The organism is Paenibacillus ihumii, assembly GCF_001403875.1.
GTDB lineage: Bacteria > Bacillota > Bacilli > Paenibacillales > Paenibacillaceae > Fontibacillus > Fontibacillus ihumii.
Genome location: NZ_LN884296.1, coordinates 125,747 through 146,201, shown reverse-complemented (window position 1 = coordinate 146,201; position 20,455 = coordinate 125,747). Strand labels below are relative to the sequence as shown.

15 protein-coding genes, 8 tRNA genes and 2 rRNA genes are annotated in these 20,455 nt (G+C 51.2%); 2 read left to right on the top strand and 23 right to left on the bottom strand.

Translation table 11 applies throughout. The features are described from left to right. Positions 1-193: 193 nt before the first annotated feature. Together hisG and BN2762_RS02595 are read right to left on the bottom strand one after the other, a co-directional pair. A complete protein-coding gene (gene hisG, locus BN2762_RS02600; protein ID WP_055105474.1) occupies positions 194-835 on the bottom strand; it encodes an ATP phosphoribosyltransferase in 642 nt (213 codons plus the stop codon). Positions 836-868: 33 nt separating this feature from the next. After that, the gene (locus BN2762_RS02595; RefSeq protein WP_055105473.1) at positions 869-2,071 is read right to left on the bottom strand and encodes an ATP phosphoribosyltransferase regulatory subunit; all 1,203 of its coding nucleotides are present in this window, start codon (positions 2,069-2,071) and stop codon (positions 869-871) included. Positions 2,072-2,396: 325 nt separating this feature from the next. Between BN2762_RS02595 and BN2762_RS02590 the strand changes: the two genes are divergently transcribed. Beyond that, positions 2,397-2,927, top strand: coding sequence for a sigma-70 family RNA polymerase sigma factor (locus tag BN2762_RS02590; protein ID WP_055105472.1), 531 nt, complete (start codon positions 2,397-2,399; stop codon positions 2,925-2,927). Then, positions 2,911-4,332 (top strand): DUF4179 domain-containing protein, encoded by a 1,422-nt coding sequence (locus BN2762_RS02585; protein ID WP_055105471.1) that lies wholly within the window; start codon positions 2,911-2,913, stop codon positions 4,330-4,332. The genes BN2762_RS02590 and BN2762_RS02585 overlap by 17 nt, the downstream gene beginning before the upstream one ends. 61 nt (positions 4,333-4,393) lie before the next feature. On the opposite strand, the gene BN2762_RS02580 is transcribed toward BN2762_RS02585, so the two are convergent. The 21 genes from BN2762_RS02580 to dnaX form a co-directional block, all read right to left on the bottom strand. Then, positions 4,394-4,921, bottom strand: a complete 528-nt coding sequence (locus tag BN2762_RS02580; protein WP_055105470.1) for an acyltransferase — start codon at positions 4,919-4,921, stop codon at positions 4,394-4,396. Next, positions 4,918-5,571: a pyrophosphatase PpaX gene (ppaX, locus tag BN2762_RS02575; protein WP_055105469.1), complete on the bottom strand. Its 654-nt coding sequence runs from the start codon at positions 5,569-5,571 to the stop codon at positions 4,918-4,920. Before ppaX ends, BN2762_RS02580 begins: the two co-directional genes overlap by 4 nt. A gap of 6 nt (positions 5,572-5,577) precedes the next feature. Beyond that, complete coding sequence (gene lgt / locus BN2762_RS02570; RefSeq protein ID WP_055105468.1) at positions 5,578-6,618, bottom strand: prolipoprotein diacylglyceryl transferase; 1,041 nt, start codon at positions 6,616-6,618, stop codon at positions 5,578-5,580. An 11-nt stretch (positions 6,619-6,629) separates the two neighbouring features. Continuing rightward, on the bottom strand, positions 6,630-7,571 hold the full coding sequence (gene hprK / locus BN2762_RS02565; RefSeq protein ID WP_055105523.1) for an HPr(Ser) kinase/phosphatase: 942 nt from the start codon (positions 7,569-7,571) through the stop codon (positions 6,630-6,632). Positions 7,572-7,770: 199 nt separating this feature from the next. Beyond that, the gene (locus BN2762_RS02560) at positions 7,771-8,889 is read right to left on the bottom strand and encodes an ABC transporter ATP-binding protein (protein WP_055105467.1); all 1,119 of its coding nucleotides are present in this window, start codon (positions 8,887-8,889) and stop codon (positions 7,771-7,773) included. A 124-nt stretch (positions 8,890-9,013) separates the two neighbouring features. Then, the gene (locus BN2762_RS02555) at positions 9,014-10,126 is read right to left on the bottom strand and encodes a PucR family transcriptional regulator (protein WP_055105466.1); all 1,113 of its coding nucleotides are present in this window, start codon (positions 10,124-10,126) and stop codon (positions 9,014-9,016) included. Positions 10,127-10,272: 146 nt separating this feature from the next. After that, positions 10,273-10,345: transfer RNA gene (locus BN2762_RS02550), tRNA-Lys, on the bottom strand. A 4-nt stretch (positions 10,346-10,349) separates the two neighbouring features. Next, a tRNA-Tyr gene (locus BN2762_RS02545) sits at positions 10,350-10,435 on the bottom strand. A gap of 39 nt (positions 10,436-10,474) precedes the next feature. Further along, a tRNA-Phe gene (locus BN2762_RS02540) sits at positions 10,475-10,547 on the bottom strand. A gap of 167 nt (positions 10,548-10,714) precedes the next feature. After that, positions 10,715-10,791: transfer RNA gene (locus BN2762_RS02535), tRNA-Asp, on the bottom strand. Positions 10,792-10,815: 24 nt separating this feature from the next. Continuing rightward, a tRNA-Thr gene (locus BN2762_RS02530) sits at positions 10,816-10,891 on the bottom strand. A 17-nt stretch (positions 10,892-10,908) separates the two neighbouring features. Further along, positions 10,909-10,984 (bottom strand) — tRNA-Val (locus tag BN2762_RS02525). A 9-nt stretch (positions 10,985-10,993) separates the two neighbouring features. Beyond that, a tRNA-Met gene (locus BN2762_RS02520) sits at positions 10,994-11,070 on the bottom strand. A gap of 21 nt (positions 11,071-11,091) precedes the next feature. Further along, a tRNA-Ser gene (locus tag BN2762_RS02515) sits at positions 11,092-11,183 on the bottom strand. Between the two features lie 83 nt (positions 11,184-11,266). Beyond that, positions 11,267-14,196 (bottom strand): 23S ribosomal RNA (locus BN2762_RS02510). 728 nt (positions 14,197-14,924) lie between these two features. Continuing rightward, a 16S ribosomal RNA gene (locus BN2762_RS02505) occupies positions 14,925-16,479 on the bottom strand. Together the 16S and 23S rRNA genes with 8 tRNA genes alongside form the textbook arrangement of a ribosomal RNA operon. A gap of 340 nt (positions 16,480-16,819) precedes the next feature. Next, complete coding sequence (locus tag BN2762_RS02500) at positions 16,820-17,083, bottom strand: pro-sigmaK processing inhibitor BofA family protein (RefSeq protein WP_055105522.1); 264 nt, start codon at positions 17,081-17,083, stop codon at positions 16,820-16,822. Positions 17,084-17,124: 41 nt separating this feature from the next. After that, positions 17,125-17,421, bottom strand: coding sequence for a DUF2508 family protein (locus BN2762_RS02495; protein WP_083484740.1), 297 nt, complete (start codon positions 17,419-17,421; stop codon positions 17,125-17,127). A 140-nt stretch (positions 17,422-17,561) separates the two neighbouring features. After that, the gene (gene recR, locus BN2762_RS02490) at positions 17,562-18,161 is read right to left on the bottom strand and encodes a recombination mediator RecR (protein ID WP_055105465.1); all 600 of its coding nucleotides are present in this window, start codon (positions 18,159-18,161) and stop codon (positions 17,562-17,564) included. Positions 18,162-18,189: 28 nt separating this feature from the next. Then, on the bottom strand, positions 18,190-18,501 hold the full coding sequence (locus BN2762_RS02485; RefSeq protein ID WP_055105464.1) for a YbaB/EbfC family nucleoid-associated protein: 312 nt from the start codon (positions 18,499-18,501) through the stop codon (positions 18,190-18,192). A 67-nt stretch (positions 18,502-18,568) separates the two neighbouring features. Continuing rightward, positions 18,569-20,323, bottom strand: coding sequence for a DNA polymerase III subunit gamma/tau (dnaX, locus tag BN2762_RS02480; protein ID WP_055105463.1), 1,755 nt, complete (start codon positions 20,321-20,323; stop codon positions 18,569-18,571). Positions 20,324-20,455: the final 132 nt, after the last annotated feature.

Genomic DNA, 20,455 nt, shown 5'->3' with positions numbered 1-20,455 from the left:
CTTGCTTACTGTTTCCTTACTATTGCTAACTCTTAACTCTCTCTTGAGCCTCTATTGAGCCTCTAATGAGCCTCTAATGAGCCTCTTTTGACTCTCTCTTTGGTCTCTTCCTGACCTCTCTTGACCCTTTCTCGAGTCTTTCTGGAGTCCCAGTCCCTCTTGCTCTTACCGGCCCGGCTTCCACTTCCCGCTGTTAGCCCTTGACTCCCGTACCTGGAATGACCCGGTTCAGAGCGTCGCACACGGCCTGGATCTCGCTGTTCTTCATGCGATAGCTGACCCGGTTCGCTACCAGGCGGCTCGTGATTTCAAAGATGCTCTCCATCTCCACAAGGCCGTTTTCCTTTAACGTCCGGCCCGTTTCCACCATATCGACGATACGGTCTGCCAGGCCGATCAGCGGCGCCAGCTCAATGGAGCCGTTCAGCTTGATCACCTCAACCTGCTGGCCCTGCTCCCGAAAATATTGCGAAGCAACATTCGGGTACTTGGTCGCTACGCGCTGGTGAATGCCCGGCTTCCATTCCGGCAGTCCAATAACGGACATCCGGCAGCGGGCGATGCCCAAATCGAGCAGCTCGTACACATCCCGGTTCTCCTCCATCAGCACGTCCTTGCCAACGATGCCGATATCCGCTACCCCGTACTCCACATAAGTCGGCACGTCTACCGGCTTGGCCATAATGAACTCCATGCCGATTTCCGGCAGAGGAATGACCAGCTTGCGGGACTCATCCACATCGCCGGGAATAAATAATCCCGCTTCGCGGAACAATTCCGCCGCCTGTTTATATATACGCCCTTTGGGCATTGCAACCTTAATAATTTCTCCCAAAACTAAAGGCCCTCCCTTCTTAACTTATGTAAGTCAGAATCCGACGAAGCTGCGAACCTCGCCATAAGCCGGCCCTAACGGGCCGCTGCGCATATTCCTGGCCGCCTCCGCGGACATTACATCCTCCGGCCTGTCGATATGCTTCATCACTACGCTTCGCCCCTCTGTCCGAAGGCGGGCTGCCTCGGCGAAGGCCTGCTTGCGATTCGCTGCATCATACTGCAGCAATATCGGCAATTCCCGCGCAACCTGAATGCCATCCACGCCATCCAGAATCCGATTGGTCTTCAAGGAGAACCCCGTTGCCGGGGCCGGGCGGCCAAATTGCTGGAGTAAATTGTCGTAGCGCCCTCCGCTGCATACCGGGAAGCCCAGCTCAGCCGCATATCCTTCAAAGGTCATCCCCGTGTAATACGAGAAATCGCCGATCATCGTCAGGTCGATCATTACATGCTGAGCTACGCCATAATCCTCTAACGCATCCCACACTTGTCCCAGATGCTCTATCGAGGCCTGCGCCAGGGCATTGCTGCTGAGTTCTAGCGCCTGATGGCACACTTCCTTGCCTCCACGCAGCTTAAGAACGCCCTCCAGTTCATTTCTCTGCTCTTCGGTCAAGGACAGCTTCGCCAATGTCTCGCGGTAGCCTACGTAATCCCGGTGCATCAGCAGCTCCTTCAAGCTCTCCCTGGCTTCCTCCCGATCGGGAATGGCGTCTTCAAGCAAGCCGTTCAGAAAGCCAACATGACCTAGAGCGATCTTAAAGGTCGTTACGCCAGCCGCCTGCAGCGAGGCTACAGCCAAAGCCACCACCTCGGCATCGGCCTCCGGGGAGTCGTCCCCGACCAGCTCGACGCCGGTCTGGAAGAATTCCGCTTCCTTGCCCGCTTCCTCTTCGATCGCCCGGAATACATTCGCATGATAGGATAATCTCAGCGGCAGAGGCTCCTCCCTCAGCAATGAGGAGACGACCCGCGCGATCGGAGCAGGCATGTCTGAACGAAGCACCATTGTCGTCCCCCGGCTATTAAGCAGCTTGAACAGCTTCTGATCGGACGTTGAGCTTGCTACGCCGACCGTATCATAGTATTCCAACGTTGGCGTCATAATTTGACGATATCCCCAGCTGGACATGCAATCCAGCACACTGCGCTCAATAGCCCGCAGCTTCTCCGCTGCAAAAGGCAAATAATCGCGCACGCCAGCGGGCTTCTCGAATCCTTTCGGTTTAGACAAGACTTTCACCTCTCAGCAGATTAACTATATTTCAAATTACTTTACTATATTAAAGTGCTACCATACTACCAAATTAAAGGGTATGGCATATTTTATCATACTTGCTTCTGAATCGTCAACGGGCGAGAAATGGCTGCATTTGGAAGCCAAAGCCCCATCTTATACCACTTTAACATATCACCGGAGAATTGGCAGGAATTCATAAAACCGTTTAGCGCCCTATAGCGTCTTAACATATAAAGTGTAATTATTTATAGCTAATCTCAACATTTTTCTCATCATACATAGCAGCATTTGAGTAACCGACGCAGAAAGGAGCCAGAAAGTGCAGGAAAGAGAATGGGCGGCAGCCGCATGCCGAGGAGATGAGGATGCCTTCTACAAGCTGGTATCGTCCCAGAAAAGAAAGTTATTCGGCATTGCCCACAGCTACTTAAAAAATGAGGCCGATGCCTTGGAGGCAGTTCAAGAAGCAGTCTGCCGCGCCTGGATCAAATGCCGGAAACTGCGGGATCCTGATGCCTTTGTGCCTTGGCTCATCCGCATTCTGATTAACTGCTGCCATGACGAGCTAAAGTACCGCAAAAAAACTTTGCCTCATTATAGCGAGACCTCACAGCCGAAAATTGAAATGATCAGTATTCACAAATTAGATCTGGAACGAGCATTGGATCTCTTAAAGCCTAAATATCGCGACGTATTGATGCTTAAGTATTATCAGGATATGACCTTGACCGAAATCTCACGGATCCTCCAGCGGCCGGAAGGCACGGTGAAGACTTGGCTGCATCAAGGATTAAAGCAAATACGGGAACATATCAGAAAGGGAGGCGAAGGATATGCCGGGGAAGCTTGATTTTCATCGAGAGGAAGAACTGCTAACGGAATATTATAAATCCCACGATGCTGCCGCCAAACAAATCCAGGAAGAGAAATTAGAGCATGCGCTGCTTGCCGGAATAACGTCGGGCCATTCCCGCTATAAACGCCTCGCTCATCATTTCCCTTGGAAGCTTGCTGGCGCGCTGCTCGCCTGCTGCCTCTTGCTGTTCGGCGGCTGGCAGATGTGGACATCGGACAACTTAGGTCATACTGCTTTTTATGCGTCCCGCTCGGATATCCCAAGTTTCGTGTACAATAGCATGACGCCCAAGCTTAAGGATGCAGCCAACCATGGTCTATACCAGCCTATAAATGAAACCATCACGCGGGGCGGTTACCAGGTTACGATTAACGGGGTTATTGCTGATCGTACCGAGGTGATTGTATTCTTTACATCGGTTAACTTGCCGGGCAATGTCCCCATTTCTCCTCGGGACGCCAAGTTTCTGGACGTCCAAGGGAATGGCCTAGGCGCTATGGTCGATTATCCATCTTCTGAAGCTAAGCCAGGCACTCCATCTAACGTGCAGCATGATAAATTCACGCTTTCTTTTCCAAAAAATAATGTGCCTGCTCATTTCAATTTCTCCGCAAAATGGGGCCATTCGCAGCTGTCGGATGAAGCTCATGAGCTCATGGAGTTCCCTATCCGGCTGGATCCCAGCAAATATGCCGGGTTGGAGCGCAGAATCGAGGTTAACCGTTCGGCAACGGTTGGACCATACACATTTACTGTAACAGACGCTATCTTGAATCCATTGACTACAAGGGTCTATGTCCAAATTGAATCCCACAAGGAGAATTTATATCAAAACCTGATTGATCCTGTGTTATGGATAACCCAAAAAGGCTCAAGAAGCTCCCTTCCCATGCAAATGTCGATGATGAGTGCCGGAATCGGGCCGAATAAACTTCTTATCCAATTTGACAGCCTGTATTATGCCAAGTGGCAGGGCCTATCCTTTGGTGTATCAGGAATGGAGGAGGCGCTAGGGGAGAATTTAGAACTTGTACTGGATACGGAGAAACAGCAAATCATCTCTGCTCCGGATGATTCCCTTCGGCTTAGCCGCGTGGTTCCAAGTGAAGAATTTATAGACATCTACTTTGAGATGGATCACGCTTCCAACCGTAGAGCTCTATACTTCGACTTAGCTGAGGAATTCACAGATGGAGACGGGAAGAAGCATACCCTAATGACGGGACGGTCCAGTTACCGAACCGACGAAGATCCAATCCAAACGGTTCATTATAAAATAAAGCCAGGTGAATATACCCAGCCCCTAACCTTTAAGCTTCTGTCCTATCCCGGAACAGACATCAACCAGCCTTTTGAAATTCCGCTTCTCTCGGGAAGCAATCCTATCAAGCAGCCTTAAGCCCTTTTTAAAAAATTGCTGCGCCGCTAACAAATAAGGATCGCCTTTCGGCGATCCTCCTTTAGGGTTCATTTACTTTTTCAGCCTCAGGGTCTGTTTGTTCCGGCGATTTACGCTCAATGACACGAAGCGGATTGCCGCCCACGAATGCCCCGGGAGCCACGTCTTTATGCACAACCGATCCGGCAGCGACGACCGCCCCGTCTCCAATTGTAACTCCGGGAAGGATCGTCGTGTTTGCGCCAATCATGACCTCATCCCCGATGCGAACCTCGCCCAGACGGTATTCCTTAATCAAGTATTCATGAGCTAGAATCGTTGTATTGTAGCCAATCACGGAATTTCGACCTATTGTAATCAGCTCGGGAAAGAAGACGTCAACCATCACCATAAGGCCAAAGGCGGTATGCTCACCAACCTTCATGCCGAGAATGCGGCGATAAATCCAGTTTTTTAGCGGCAGCACCGGACAATACCTGGCCAATTGAATGAAAATGAAATTTTTAACACCCTTCCACGGACTTACCGTCCGGTACAGCTGCCACAGGGCATTCGTTCCTTCAACGGGATAACGCCGCACCTTTCTCACCGTTCAGGCAGCTCCCATCCTAGTATTCCGTACAAATCAAGCATGTCCTCCAAAATATAATCCGGATTGTATTTCTTCAGCTCCGCCGCCCCTTTAAGGGACCAGGCCACTGCTGCGGAGAGCGCCCCGGCAGCCTGGGCCGACTTAATGTCCGCTGGACTGTCTCCTACCATCAAGGTACGCTTCGGATCGGCATTTAGCTGCCTCATTGCCGTCAGCACCGGCTCTGGATGCGGCTTAGGATGCGTAACATCCTGAACCGTAACGATCGTGTCCATGTATTTCAGCAGCCCAAAGAGCTCCAATACACGCATTGTCGAAGGCTTGATTTTGGTCGTAACGATTCCCAGTTTGATCCCCCTGTCCTTCAAAGTGGAGATCACCTCGTCCACATGCGGAAATCCTTTAACCATCGTATCATGGTGCATCGTATTAAAAGAGCGGTAATCGGTAACGAGTTCCGCAACATTCTCCCAGCCCGAGAAAGCCTGAAACTGCTGCTCTAGCGTCATCCCCATATAAGGGATGATCTGTTCCCGGGTACGCGGCTGCTTATGCTTGTCCAATACGTGCTGGAATGATGCAATAATCAATTCATTGGTATCGACAATCGTTCCGTCCAAATCGAATAACACTGTGTCAATATTCAAGTCAAGCTACTCCTTTTTCTGTTCCTCATCTTCTGCCGCAGGAGCATCGCTGCCGTTCGCCTCATTAGCGTCCAGAACCTTCTTGCTTAGTGGCGCGCTGCTTGCGTTGGAGACATTGTCCAAGCCCTGCTGTTTGGTAGAAACGATCGGATCGCTGTACCTCGGCAAATCAGGTATCGTTCTGCGCCGAACGAAGATAAAAATGATAGCAACAACGATAATAAGCAATGCCAATAGCTGAGATATACGAACATTCCCGTAATTCGGATCCAAATGTCCGTGCTCAAATCCAAGCCAGATCATCGGGGACCACAGCCCGTCTACAAAAGATACCAGCCACTCAGGCCCCTTAAACGCCAAGCTGTCCGTGCGCAGCGCTTCGATAAAGAAGCGGCCGATGGAATACCAGATGAAGTAAGAGAAGAACAGTTCTCCTGCCCGCAGGAATTTCTGTCTTCGAATCACGAACAACAGCAGCAGGCCGACTAGATTCCATAGCGATTCGTAGAGAAACGTCGGATGATGGAACACGCCCTCCACATTCATCTGATTAACGATGAAAGACGGCAAATGCAGATAATCTCTCAAAAAGGCTTCCGTCGTTGGTCCGCCGTAGGCTTCCTGGTTCACGAAGTTCCCCCATCGGCCGATCATTTGGCCGGCGATCAGAGAAGGCGCACAAATATCCGCAATGCGCCAGAAGCTGTAGCCGCGTCTGCGCACCATAATCACGGCACATATAATGGCGCCGATCAAAGCTCCGTATATAGCTATGCCGCCTTCCCAGATCTTAAATACATCCCAGAAGTTATCCTTGTACTGTTCCCATGTAAAAGCGACAAAGTAAATTCTGGCGCCGATAATGGCGGATGGAACCCCCAGCAGCAGCAGATCCATGAAAAATTCTTGAGGAATCCCGAAGCGCTTCCCCTCTCGAATAGCCAGAAGCAGGCCGACCAATGCGCCGGTTCCCAGAATTAACCCGTACCAGCGTACGGCGATACTCCCGATAGAAAAAGCAATCGGATCCAATAACAAAGTGCTCATCATTCACGCTCCTAGTCCAAATCGTCCATATCTTCGGCAATCGTCTCGGTGAGCTTTGTTGTAAACTGCAATGCCGCGTTATATCCCATCCGCTTCAGGCGGAAATTCATGGCTGCCACTTCGATAATAACGGCCAGGTTCCGTCCAGGCCGGACCGGAATCGTAGCCAGCGGTACATCCGTATCAATAATCCGCGTAGTTTCCTCATCGAGCCCGAGCCTGTCATACTGCTTCTCCTGCTGCCAGGCTTCGAGTCTGACCACAAGGGAGATCCGCTTATTGTTGCGGATGGCTCCCGCTCCGAACAGTGTCATGACATTAATGATGCCGACGCCCCGAATTTCAAGCAAGTGCCGGATCAGCTCAGGCGCGGTTCCATGAAGCTGAAAATCGGAGGTCTGACGGATTTCCACGGCATCGTCAGCAATCAGGCGGTGGCCGCGCTTAACCAATTCCAGCGCAGTCTCGCTTTTGCCTATGCCGCTGGAGCCCGTAATAAGCATGCCCACTCCATAGACATCGACTAGAACGCCGTGAATCGTTGCTGTCGGGGCAAGCTTCTTCTCCAGGAAGCTCGTAATCCGGCTGGATAGAATCGTTGTAGCCATGCTGCTTCGCAGGACTGGGATATTCTTAATCGCGCTAATCTCTGTCAGCTCCTGCGGCACCTCCCAGGATCTCGTCACGATGATGCAAGGCGTCTCATCGCTCGCGCAGAGGCGTTCCATGCGAACACGCCGGTCTTCCGCGGGCAGCATCTCGAAGAAAGCCAGCTCCGTCTTCCCTAGAATCTGTACCCGCTCTGGCGGATGGTACTCGAAATAACCGGCCATCTCCAGGCCGGGACGATATAAATCATCGACCGTGATTACCCGTTTCAACCCTTGTTCTCCCGAGATAACCTCAAGTCCGAACTGGTTGACCAATTCTGATACTTTCACTTTTTTAGCCATGATGTTCTCCTTCTCCAGGCCGCTAGCCAAAACCAGATATAAAACGGATAGCGCCCTGCGAATATGTAAATTAAATTCAGCGGCAACTACATTCATTTCATTGTATTCATCGTAAAGGAAAATACGACGTAAATCAATTGTCGGCGCTCTATAAAGCAAAAAACCGCCCCGTAGGGCGGTTTAATGATCGGATTAGAAATTAGCTGAAGAATACGTTCTTCTCAGTTTCTTTATCGAAAATATGAATTTTGTTCATATCGATAGCAAGCTTCACGTTATCACCTTCACGCGTATTGGAACGTCCGTCAACGCGAGCGATCAGCGGGGAGTTGCTGCTCAAGTACAAGAGCATTTCGTGACCAAGGTTCTCTGTGACTTCTACGCTAGCCGTGAAGACAGTATTCGGGGATCCTTCTAGGAAGATAGGCTCCTCATGAATATCTTCAGGACGTACGCCCATGATAACTTCCTTGCCGCCTACGTAGCCTTTTTCCTTCAGAGTAACAGCTTTACCTTGAGGTACTTCAACTTTAAGCGCATCGGATTGGAAGTATACGGATCCGTTTTGCTCTACAATTTTACCGTTAATGAAGTTCATTGTAGGAGAACCGATAAATCCGGCAACAAAGATATTCGTAGGTTGGTTGTACAGCTCTTCTGGAGAAGCAGCTTGTTGAATGATACCATCCTGCATAACGACGATACGGTCACCCATCGTCATAGCCTCGGTTTGGTCATGCGTTACATAGATACATGTAGTTTCAAGGCGTTTAACGAGCTTGGTAATTTCCGCACGCATTTGACCGCGAAGTTTAGCATCCAAGTTGGAAAGCGGTTCGTCCATGAGGAAGACTTGTGGATCGCGGACAATCGCGCGTCCCAAGGCAACCCGTTGACGCTGACCACCGGAAAGCGCCTTCGGCTTGCGATCAAGCAAATGCTCGATGTCGAGAATTCTTGCTGCCTCGCGTACGCGTTGGTCGATTTCTTCTTTTTTCACTTTACGCAGCTTCAGACCGAATGCCATGTTCTGGTACACGTTCATATGCGGATACAAAGCGTAGGATTGGAAAACCATCGCAATGTCGCGATCTTTAGGAGCTACGTCGTTAACGACGCGGTCGCCAATGTACAGTTTACCTTCAGTAATCTCTTCAAGACCAGCAATCATACGAAGTGTTGTGGATTTACCGCAACCGGATGGTCCAACCAATACGAGGAATTCTTTATCTGCAATGTCTAGGTTAACGTCGACAACGGTTGCTTTGTCAGCACCTGGATATTTTTTATAAATGTGTTCTAAGCGTACGCCTGCCATGAGTTCTGCCTCCTAGAATTAAAATAATATGAAAGATTTCATCCAAATGTAATCGGATTCATTTCGTATCTTCATATTAACCTACCAGGGCAATATAACGCTATCCACAAAGTGCACAAAAAACCTATTCCCGATTTGTCACTTTATACAATAGCATCCCCAGCTTGACTACAACGGCATCATGGAAGCTGCGGACATCCAGCCCAGTCTCCTGCTTGAACTTGTCCAGCCGGTACAGCAGCGTATTCCGATGAATATAGAGACGCTTTGCCGTCTCGCTCACATTACAGTCCAATTGAAAAAAAGTATCCAGCGTCGTCAGCGTCTCTTCGTCCTGAAGCAGGCGAACCTGATTGCCGATATCTTCGATGAATCTTTGCCGCTGGGCATCAGGTATGCTGTATAGGAGGCGTTCAAGGCGCAGCTCCCAAGACAAATGAATTTGCTCCGCGACATGGAATATCCGTCCCAGGATAAGCGTCTCGCGCAGCAGCAGGGCCGTCGACACCAAGGCCTGCTCCGGAGCGATCGGATCGCCCACCGCCAGATGAAATCCTCCACCGACCCATTCGTTCGTCACCAGCTCATACATGCCCTGACTCAGAGCGCCCAGCATATCTCTCTCCGTGTCCAGACTTTCATCGTTCTCATCCTGGAGATCAGCCAGCAATTTCTCACCGACAAGCACATACCATTCTTCCTTTAGCGGCAGCAGTACAACGTCTCCGCCAAAATAACTGCGGAGCAGCTTGCTTAGCTTGGCATACGATATATCCATAGCCGGATGATTCTCCCAGCTCAGCAGAAACGGGAGCATTACCCCGTTCATCTTCGTCTTTAGCATTACCGATTCCGGGATGGCTGCCTTATATTCTTCCTGCTCCAGCTGTTCCTGAATCCAGGCGCCCAATAGGCGGCTGAGATGCTCGTCATCCTTCTTAGCCGCTGCCGCCGGCAGCCGGACTTCTCCATGCACAGCTGCCATCAAAAGCTCAATCAGCTCCACTTCCGACTCCGCCAGACTGGACGTATCCGCTTGAAGCACTTGCACCATATGCTCCTGGATTCCGCATAACCAGAGTGAACGATCCTTCAGTACTACCGAGCGTGCCGCAAATGCATCACTGTGTTGTTTATATCTCGCCAAAGTCTCCCATTCCTGCAATTCCATGCTCATCAATTGGACGGGAGCCTTAATAATGAGTTCCAGCTGCTTCTTAAGTAAGTTGATTTCCATAATTTATTGCCTTTCCGGAAAACCCGTTTTTTATTGACTATAGTCAACATTGTAACATGTCCTCTGGAATAAAATAAAATTTGCTCCGCTCAAAATCCAGCCCAACAACAAAAAGGCCGTCAATCCAAGATTGACGACCTTTGAGATGAGCCATGAAGGACTCGAACCTTCGACACCCTGATTAAAAGTCAGGTGCTCTACCAACTGAGCTAATGGCTCTTACTGGTGGAGGCTGATGGATTCGAACCACCGAACTCGTACGAGAACAGATTTACAGTCTGCTGCGTTTGGCCACTTCGCTAAGCCTCCAAGTTTATGACGTTCAGGACTGGCCTGAAAGCATCAAAGTGGCTCGGGACGGAATCGAACCGCCGACACGAGGATTTTCAGTCCTCTGCTCTACCGACTGAGCTACCGAGCCATATGAAATTTGGTCAAAAAAATAAAGCGGTTAAGTTTATAACTTTCCCACTTTTGTGGAAACACTATGACAGAAGTGCGAGCCCTGACGGACTTCATCCTTCTATGCTAATAAGCTAATGCTTCGACGAACCCTTGACGGGTTCTCACCCTAATTCAAAGAAGTGATGGCGGAGCCGACGGGATTCGAACCCGCGGTCTCCTGCGTGACAGGCAGGCATGTTAGGCCTCTACACCACGGCTCCGCAATAACAGCTCCAAGAAAAACATGGTGCCGGCGAGAGGACTTGAACCCCCAACCTACTGATTACAAGTCAGTTGCTCTACCAATTGAGCTACACCGGCGCAGGCAAAATAAAACATGGTGGAGGCTAACGGGATCGAACCGCTGACCCTCTGCTTGTAAGGCAGATGCTCTCCCAGCTGAGCTAAGCCTCCGAATAATTATGGTAGCGGCGGAGGGGATCGAACCCCCGACCTCACGGGTATGAACCGTACGCTCTAGCCAGCTGAGCTACGCCGCCAAACATATATGCTTGTACAAATGGCGGAGAGGGAGGGATTCGAACCCTCGCACCGCTTACGCAGTCTAACCCCTTAGCAGAGGGTCCCCTTATAGCCACTTGGGTACCTCTCCAAGCCATAAATCCAAGGAAATTCATCCCTGAAAACTGGATACGAAACTTCATTTGCGTGTTAGCCCCCACTATTGGGGTATTTTTGGATAAGCCCTCGACCGATTAGTACCTGTCAGCTCCATACATTGCTGCACTTCCACCTCAGGCCTATCAACCTCGTCGTCTTCAAGGGGTCTTACTAATTGGGAAATCTCATCTTGAGGAGGGCTTCACGCTTAGATGCTTTCAGCGTTTATCCCATCCGCACGTAGCTACCCAGCTATGCTCCTGGCGGAACAACTGGTACACCAGCGGTGCGTCCATCCCGGTCCTCTCGTACTAAGGACAGCTCCTCTCAAATTTCCTACGCCCACGACAGATAGGGACCGAACTGTCTCACGACGTTCTGAACCCAGCTCGCGTACCGCTTTAATGGGCGAACAGCCCAACCCTTGGGACCTACTTCAGCCCCAGGATGCGATGAGCCGACATCGAGGTGCCAAACCTCCCCGTCGATGTGGACTCTTGGGGGAGATAAGCCTGTTATCCCCAGGGTAGCTTTTATCCGTTGAGCGATGGCCCTTCCATGCGGTACCACCGGATCACTAAGCCCGACTTTCGTCCCTGCTCGACTTGTCAGTCTCGCAGTCAAGCTCCCTTTTGCCTTTGCACTCTGCGAATGATTTCCAACCATTCTGAGGGAACCTTGGGGCGCCTCCGTTACTCTTTAGGAGGCGACCGCCCCAGTCAAACTACCCGCCTGACACTGTCCCCGAACCGGATCACGGTCCCAGGTTAGAACTTCGATACGATCAGGGTGGTATCCCAACGGCGCCTCCACCGAAGCTGGCGCTCCGGATTCCTAGGCTCCCACCTATCCTGTACAAATCGCATCAAAGTTCAATATCAAGCTGTAGTAAAGCTCCATGGGGTCTTTCCGTCTTGTCGCGGGTAACCTGCATCTTCACAGGTATTAAAATTTCACCGGATCTCTCGTTGAGACAGCGCCCAAGTCGTTACGCCATTCGTGCGGGTCAGAATTTACCTGACAAGGAATTTCGCTACCTTAGGACCGTTATAGTTACGGCCGCCGTTTACTGGGGCTTCGGTTCACAGCTTCGGGTTACCCCTAACCGCTCCCCTTAACCTTCCAGCACCGGGCAGGCGTCAGCCCGTATACTTCGCCTTACGGCTTCGCACAGACCTGTGTTTTTGCTAAACAGTCGCTTGGGCCTTTTCACTGCGGCCCCCTCGTGCTATTCACACTACCGGGGCACCCCTTCTCCCAAAGTTACGGGGTCATTTTGCCGAGTTCCTTAACGAGAGTTCTTCCGCGCGCCTTAGAATTCTCTTCTCGCCTACCTGTGTCGGTTTGCGGTACGGGCACCTTCTCCTGGCTAGAGGCTTTTCTTGGCAGTGTGAGATCATGACCTTCGGTACTGTAAATTTTCCCTCCCCATCACAGCCCAGCCTTAACGATGTGCGGATTTGCCTACACATCAGCCTCACTGCTTGGACGAGCATCCATCAGCTCGCGTCACTACCCTACTGCGTCACCCCATCGCTCATAGCGGATTACGGTGGTACAGGAATTTCAACCTGTTGTCCTTCGACTACGCCTTTCGGCCTCGCCTTAGGTCCCGACTTACCCTGAGCGGACGAACCTTCCTCAGGAAACCTTGGGCTTTCGGCGGATCAGATTCTCACTGATCTTTTCGTTACTCATACCGGCATTCTCACTTGTATACCTGTCTCTTCTNCTTTCGGCAAAAATGTTCCGCGTTAGTCACCGCCTCAAAGAAGCAGTGAAGATGATTCAAGCCATAGCTTCGGTGGTGTGTTTAGCCCCGTTACATTTTCGGCGCAGAGTCACTCGACCAGTGAGCTATTACGCACTCTTTAAATGGTGGCTGCTTCTAAGCCAACATCCTGGTTGTCTGTGCAACTCCACATCCTTTCCCACTTAACACACACTTGGGGACCTTAGCTGATGGTCTGGGCTGTTTCCCTCTTGACAATGGATCTTAGCACTCACTGTCTGACTCCCGCTTATAAGTCCATGGCATTCGGAGTTTGACTGAGCTTGGTAACCCTTGGCGGGCCCCGCACCCAATCAGTGCTCTACCTCCACGACTCTATTCACCGAGGCTAGCCCTAAAGCTATTTCGGGGAGAACCAGCTATCTCCGAGTTCGATTGGAATTTCTCCGCTACCCCCACCTCATCCCCGCATTTTTCAACATACGTGGGTTCGGGCCTCCAGTGCGTGTTACCGCACCTTCACCCTGGACAGGGGTAGATCACCCGGTTTCGGGTCTACGTCCACGTACTAAGTCGCCCTATTCAGACTCGCTTTCGCTGCGGCTTCGGCTCTTCACCTTAACCTTGCACGGGAACGTAACTCGCCGGTTCATTCTACAAAAGGCACGCCATCACCCATAAATAGGGCTCTGACTTCTTGTAAGCACACGGTTTCAGGTTCTTTTTCACTCCCCTCCCGGGGTGCTTTTCACCTTTCCCTCACGGTACTGCTTCACTATCGGTCGCTAGGGAGTATTTAGCCTTACCAGATGGTCCTGGCAGATTCATACGGGGTTTCACGTGCCCCGCACTACTCGGGATCCGTCTCGGAGGGAACAGACTTTCGATTACAGGGCTTTTACCTTCTATGGCCGGCCTTTCCAGACCTGTTCGTCTAACCTCTTCCTTTGTAACTCCATGTGAGACGTCCCACAACCCCAGAGAGCAAGCTCTCTGGTTTAGGCTAATCCGCGTTCGCTCGCCGCTACTGACGGAATCACTTTTGTTTTCTCTTCCTCAGGGTACTTAGATGTTTCAGTTCCCCTGGTATGCCTCTTCACACCCTATGTATTCAGATGTGAGTGACTGGCTATTACACCAGCCGGGTTTCCCCATTCGGACACCCCCGGATCAAAGCTTGCTTACAGCTCCCCGAGGCAGTTTCGTTGTTCGCCACGTCCTTCGTCGGCTCCTAGCGCCTAGGCATCCTCCGTGTGCTCTTAGTAGCTTAACCATACTGCTTCNTGTGAGACGTCCCACAACCCCAGAGAGCAAGCTCTCTGGTTTAGGCTAATCCGCGTTCGCTCGCCGCTACTGACGGAATCACTTTTGTTTTCTCTTCCTCAGGGTACTTAGATGTTTCAGTTCCCCTGGTATGCCTCTGCATGACCTATGTATTCAGTCATGAGTGACTGGCTATTACACCAGCCGGGTTTCCCCATTCGGACACCCCCGGATCAAAGCTTGCTTACAGCTCCCCGAGGCAGTTTCGTTGTTCGCCACGTCCTTCGTCGGCTCCTAGCGCCTAGGCATCCTCCGTGTGCTCTTAGTAGCTTAACCATATTGCTTCGGTTTTGCGCCTGGCGCTCTGTTGTTCGCCGATTTCTTGATCAAGTAAATTCATACAAGGTAGAAATCGCCTCACAAAGGATCTCCAGTCCCAAAACCTACGCTAGTATCACTACCTTTAGTTTAAAACTTGTTAGACACAAGTTTCAGCTAAAAGGAATTTTCTAAAACGCAAATTTCGTTTCGTTATCCAGTTTTCAAGGATCAAGTTTCTTTCGCCTTTTGAATGGCGGAAGAATATCTTATCATCTTTCAGCATCCCGTTTCAACGGTAAGTGTTGGAAGATAAGTTTGAGAGTTGAACTCTCAAAACTGACCAACGAGTGAGCATCCGGCGACTTTCGTCGTCCGTAATATTTGAATGTTCCCGTTGCAGAGAACGATTCTCCATAGAAAGGAGGTGATCCAGCCGCACCTTCCGATACGGCTACCTTGTTACGACTTCACCCCAATCATCTACCCCACCTTCGGCGGCTGGCCCCTTGCGGTTACCTCACCGACTTCGGGTGTTGTAAACTCTCGTGGTGTGACGGGCGGTGTGTACAAGACCCGGGAACGTATTCACCGCGGCATGCTGATCCGCGATTACTAGCAATTCCGACTTCATGCAGGCGAGTTGCAGCCTGCAATCCGAACTGAGACCAGCTTTGATAGGATTCGCTCCACCTCGCGGTTTCGCTTCCCGTTGTACTGGCCATTGTAGTACGTGTGTAGCCCAGGTCATAAGGGGCATGATGATTTGACGTCATCCCCACCTTCCTCCGGTTTGTCACCGGCAGTCACCTTAGAGTGCCCATCCGAAATGCTGGCAACTAAGATCAAGGGTTGCGCTCGTTGCGGGACTTAACCCAACATCTCACGACACGAGCTGACGACAACCATGCACCACCTGTCTCCTCTGTCCCGAAGGAAACCTCTATCTCTAGAGGGGTCAGAGGGATGTCAAGACCTGGTAAGGTTCTTCGCGTTGCTTCGAATTAAACCACATACTCCACTGCTTGTGCGGGTCCCCGTCAATTCCTTTGAGTTTCAGTCTTGCGACCGTACTCCCCAGGCGGAATGCTTAATGTGTTTACTTCGGCACCAAGGGTATCGAAACCCCTAACACCTAGCATTCATCGTTTACGGCGTGGACTACCAGGGTATCTAATCCTGTTTGCTACCCACGCTTTCGCGCCTCAGCGTCAGTTACAGCCCAGAGAGTCGCCTTCGCCACTGGTGTTCCTCCACATCTCTACGCATTTCACCGCTACACGTGGAATTCCACTCTCCTCTTCTGCACTCAAGCCACCCAGTTTCCAGTGCGACCCGGAGTTGAGCCCCGGGATTAAACACCAGACTTAAATGGCCGCCTGCGCGCGCTTTACGCCCAATAATTCCGGACAACGCTTGCCCCCTACGTATTACCGCGGCTGCTGGCACGTAGTTAGCCGGGGCTTTCTTCTCAGGTACCGTCACTCTTAGAGCAGTTACTCTCCAAGACGTTCTTCCCTGGCAACAGAGCTTTACGATCCGAAAACCTTCATCACTCACGCGGCGTTGCTCCGTCAGACTTGCGTCCATTGCGGAAGATTCCCTACTGCTGCCTCCCGTAGGAGTCTGGGCCGTGTCTCAGTCCCAGTGTGGCCGTTCACCCTCTCAGGTCGGCTACGCATCGTCGCCTTGGTAGGCCATTACCCTACCAACTAGCTAATGCGCCGTAGGCCCATCCCTTAGTGACAGATTGCTCCGTCTTTCATTGCTCCTTCATGCGATGAAGCAAATTATCCGGTATTAGCTAACGTTTCCGCTAGTTATCCCAGGCTGAGGGGCAGGTTGCCTACGTATTACTCACCCGTCCGCCGCTAGGTTGCTTCGGAAGCAAGCTTCCAAAACAACCCCGCTCGACTTGCATGTATTAGGCACGCCGCCAGCGTTCGTCCTGAGCCAGGATCAAACTCTCCAATAAAGTTGGACGTCCCTCACCCGAAGGCGATGACGATCCAGTTGGAATAAGCTGATTAAGCTCATTTTGAATCTGACGAGATCAGATTTGCATCTGACTCTATTATTTAGATTTCACTTCCGTGAAACCCGCTCACTCGTTGTTCAGTTTTCAAAGATCAAACCTTGTTTCGCGCGCCGCCGTTGTTTCAGCAGCGACCTTTATAATATATCATGCTTGCCCTTCTTAAGTCAATACTTTTTTTAAAATAAAATTACTGACTGGCCTTTACTTGCTTGGCCTATCGAAGAAGCGAATTATAATGTAACACAGAACTTAAATTAACGTCAACCACGAAATGCGATCAAAGCATTGTTAATTTAAGCCCGAGCAGTAAACCTACGCCAGGCAGCCCAAGTATCAGTACCGTGCTGATCGTTACCGGATTCATCGGAATGTATGCCTCTGTCAGCAGGCCCGAGAAATTGACGACATAGATCCCAAGTGCAGCGAGCACGATATGAAGCCCCAGGCGAGTAAGCCAGGCCATGCCCAGGCGTCGAGAGAACACGATATAACCTAATAATACCAGCGATCCGATAAGCACCAAGGTAAGTACCATTTTCATATCCATTACCTCTCCCCATTAGCATGCATCACGCATACGTATTAATCTCTAAGGTTCGAATCAGGACAAGAATACGAACCAAACTGGAACGGCACCCACGTGACATTCGCCTGCTTTGCCGCCTTTAATTGAACCTGATATCTTCTTTCCGCCGCTTCAAGCGTGTATATGGCAATATCCACCTCATCCTGTCCAACCGCCGCCTGCATCGCGCAATAGGCCCGCTCCCACTCACGCTGGGCTTTTTTCACCTCTAGATACAGCCTCTCCTTTTGCTCCAGTTCTGGATCGATTTGACCTATCTTCTTCATCCTTAGCAGCCATTGCTTCCAAATCATGATCAACCCCGCCCCCTTAATCCGGTATATTTCATGTGTATCGGAAGAGGGACAAACTTAGAACTGACCTGTAGAAATGAAAACCCAAAAAAGGAAGCCCTGGTTACGAACCAGAGCTTCCGACATGATCTATATATAGCTTATCTTAGTTCACGCCGCCCTTCGAGCGCCTTGGACAAAGTCACTTCATCCGCATATTCCAAATCGCCGCCAACCGGCAGCCCATGGGCTATGCGGGTAACTCGAATGTCGAACGGCTTGACCAGCCGGGAGATATACATGGCTGTGGCCTCTCCCTCGATGTTAGGATTAGTCGCCAGAATCAGCTCTTTTACCCGCTCATCGCTAAGACGATTTAGAAGCTCCTTAAGCCGAATGTCATCCGGGCCAAGTCCTTCCATGGGTGAAATAGCGCCCTGCAGTACATGATAATAACCATCAAACTCCTTGGTTCGCTCCATGGCCACCAAATCCTTGGAGTCCTGGACAACACAAATGACGGAGGAATCCCGCGTCTTGTCCTGACAAATCCGGCACGGATCCGTATCCGTAATGTTGCAGCACACCGAGCAGTAATGAAGGTTGCGTTTGACGCTGACTAAAGCCTTGGCAAAATCAATGACATCGTCTTCCTTCATGTTCAGCACGTGGAATGCCAGCCTCGCGGCCGTCTTCGGCCCGATACCCGGCAGATGAGTAAAAGCGTCGATCAGCTTGGCGATCGGTTCGGGATAATACAATGGGCGTGTTCTCCTTCAGTCGTATTGTTTAGAACAGGCCTGGAATTTTCATTCCGCCCGTGAATTTACCCATGTCGTTATTAGCCAGCTCATCCGCTTTGCCCAGCGCATCGTTAACCGCTGTCAGCACCAGATCCTGCAGCATCTCTACATCCTCCGGATCTACAGCCTCCGGCTTAATGTTGATGGACAATACTTTCTTATGTCCGTTGACCTCGACAGTAACGACACCGCCGCCTGCGCTTCCTTCAACTGTTTTGTTGCCGAGCTCCTCCTGAGCTTTCAGCATTTGCTCCTGCATTTTCTTCACTTGCTTCATCATTTGGTTCATATTGTTCATCTTGTTTACATCTCCTTCATCTTCATCATTTATATGTTATAGAGATTTATACAAAAAGCTAGCCCGGCTACTCCTTCACAATTACGAGGTCCTCCCCGAAAATGTTCAGAGCCTCGTCTACCCACGGCTCCTTATCGCCGCCGTCCTCCGAGCCCGGCTCTAACTGAAAGGGCTCCTCCTTAGAAGGCTCCGCCGAGGCGCCCTCGATGCTGTCGTTCCAGTCTTTGAGCATCATCGTCACCAGCCGGTACGGCGAGCCTAATACACGCTCCATCACCATTTCAATAAGCTGTTTATTAGCCGGCTTCTCCGTCGTTTCACGATGGATATCATTCTTGAACGCAACCAGGACGGCATCCTCCAGCACGGAAACGGGCTCTCCGTTGACGAACCAGGCGTGGATGGTAATCTTCTCGTCCTTAACGCCTTGAAGCACCTGATTCCATTTACTCTGAACAGCCATGAATTCGGGGCTGCTTCGCTGCGCTACATAACGGTCAAGTCCCGACGGGAGCTTGGCCTTCGAGGCGACGCGAGGCGCAGCCGTCCGCGAGGCCGGCCGGCTCCCTCTATTGCCGGCGTCCTGACCACTGCCCGCCAAGCCGCCTTGCATTGCGCGCTCCAGCTTCTTCTCCAGCTCTGCCAGCTGACGGCGCAGCTGCCCAATCTCCGATGAATCCGCAGGAGAGCTTGCGGACGCGGCGGATGCCGCAGGCGCATTCCCCGCGTCTTCAGTCTGCGGAATGCTGCACAGCTTCAGAAGTGCTACCTCGAACAGCGTCTGCGGCTGCAGCGCGTACTTCATCTCGGTCTGATAATGGTTCAGCGTATCGATAATCCGGAACAGCTGCGGGCGGGTAAACGCCTCCGCCATCTCCTTGAACTCCTGGAGATCCAGCACGCGCTCCGTCATTTTATCGGCATTCGGAACCATCTTGATCATTAATAAATCCCGGAAATAGTAGAGCAGGTTCTCCATGCATTTATCCGCGCTCTTGCCCTCCTGCATCAGCCCTTCAATCAACTGCAGCATGCCGCCGACATCCCCTTCGATCAGCGTCTTCGCGATTTCCGCGAACTGCTTCGATGGGATCCCGCCGGTCATGTCCAGCGCCTGCTTGTAGGATACATGCCCGTCTGAGAAGGAAGCGATTTGATCCAATATGCTCAGTGCATCGCGCATACCGCCGTCCGAGAGCCTAGCTATATACTGAATAGCTTCATCCTCAGCGGTAATGCCCTCCTGCTCGCAAATCAGTTTTAGCCGTTCGCTCTGCTCCTCCAAAGATACGCGGCGGAAGTCAAAGCGTTGACAGCGGGATATCACCGTGGCCGGCAGCCGGTGCGGCTCCGTCGTCGCAAGGATAAACATCACGTGCGGCGGCGGCTCTTCCAGCGTCTTAAGGAGCGCATTGAACGCTTCCGTTGTCAGCATATGAACTTCATCGATAATATAAACCTTCTGCCGCACTTCGGTAGGGGCATATTTCACTTTTTCGCGCAAATCACGAATTTCCTCGACTCCCCTGTTGGAAGCGGCGTCAATCTCAAGCACGTCCATCACAGCCCCCGCCGTGATCCGGCGGCAAGCGTCACATTCGTTGCACGGCTCCGGAGCCGGGCCCTTCTCGCAGTTTACGGCCTTGGCCAAAATCTTAGCCGCGCTCGTCTTCCCGGTTCCCCGAGGTCCGCTAAACAAATAAGCATGCGACAACCGCTGCTCCCGGATCGCGTTCTGCAGCGTGCGAATAATGTGCTGTTGTCCTACCATGTCCTGAAACGACTGCGGCCGCCAAGCACGGTACAGCGCAATATGCTCCATATGCGGCACCTTCTTTCTTCATGAAACGATAATCGTCACTTTCCCATTATACTATACTCTAAGGACGAGAAAAACTTCTAACTGGCAAGTCATTTTCATGCAAAAACATCTCTTCAGCTGCACGGAACAAGT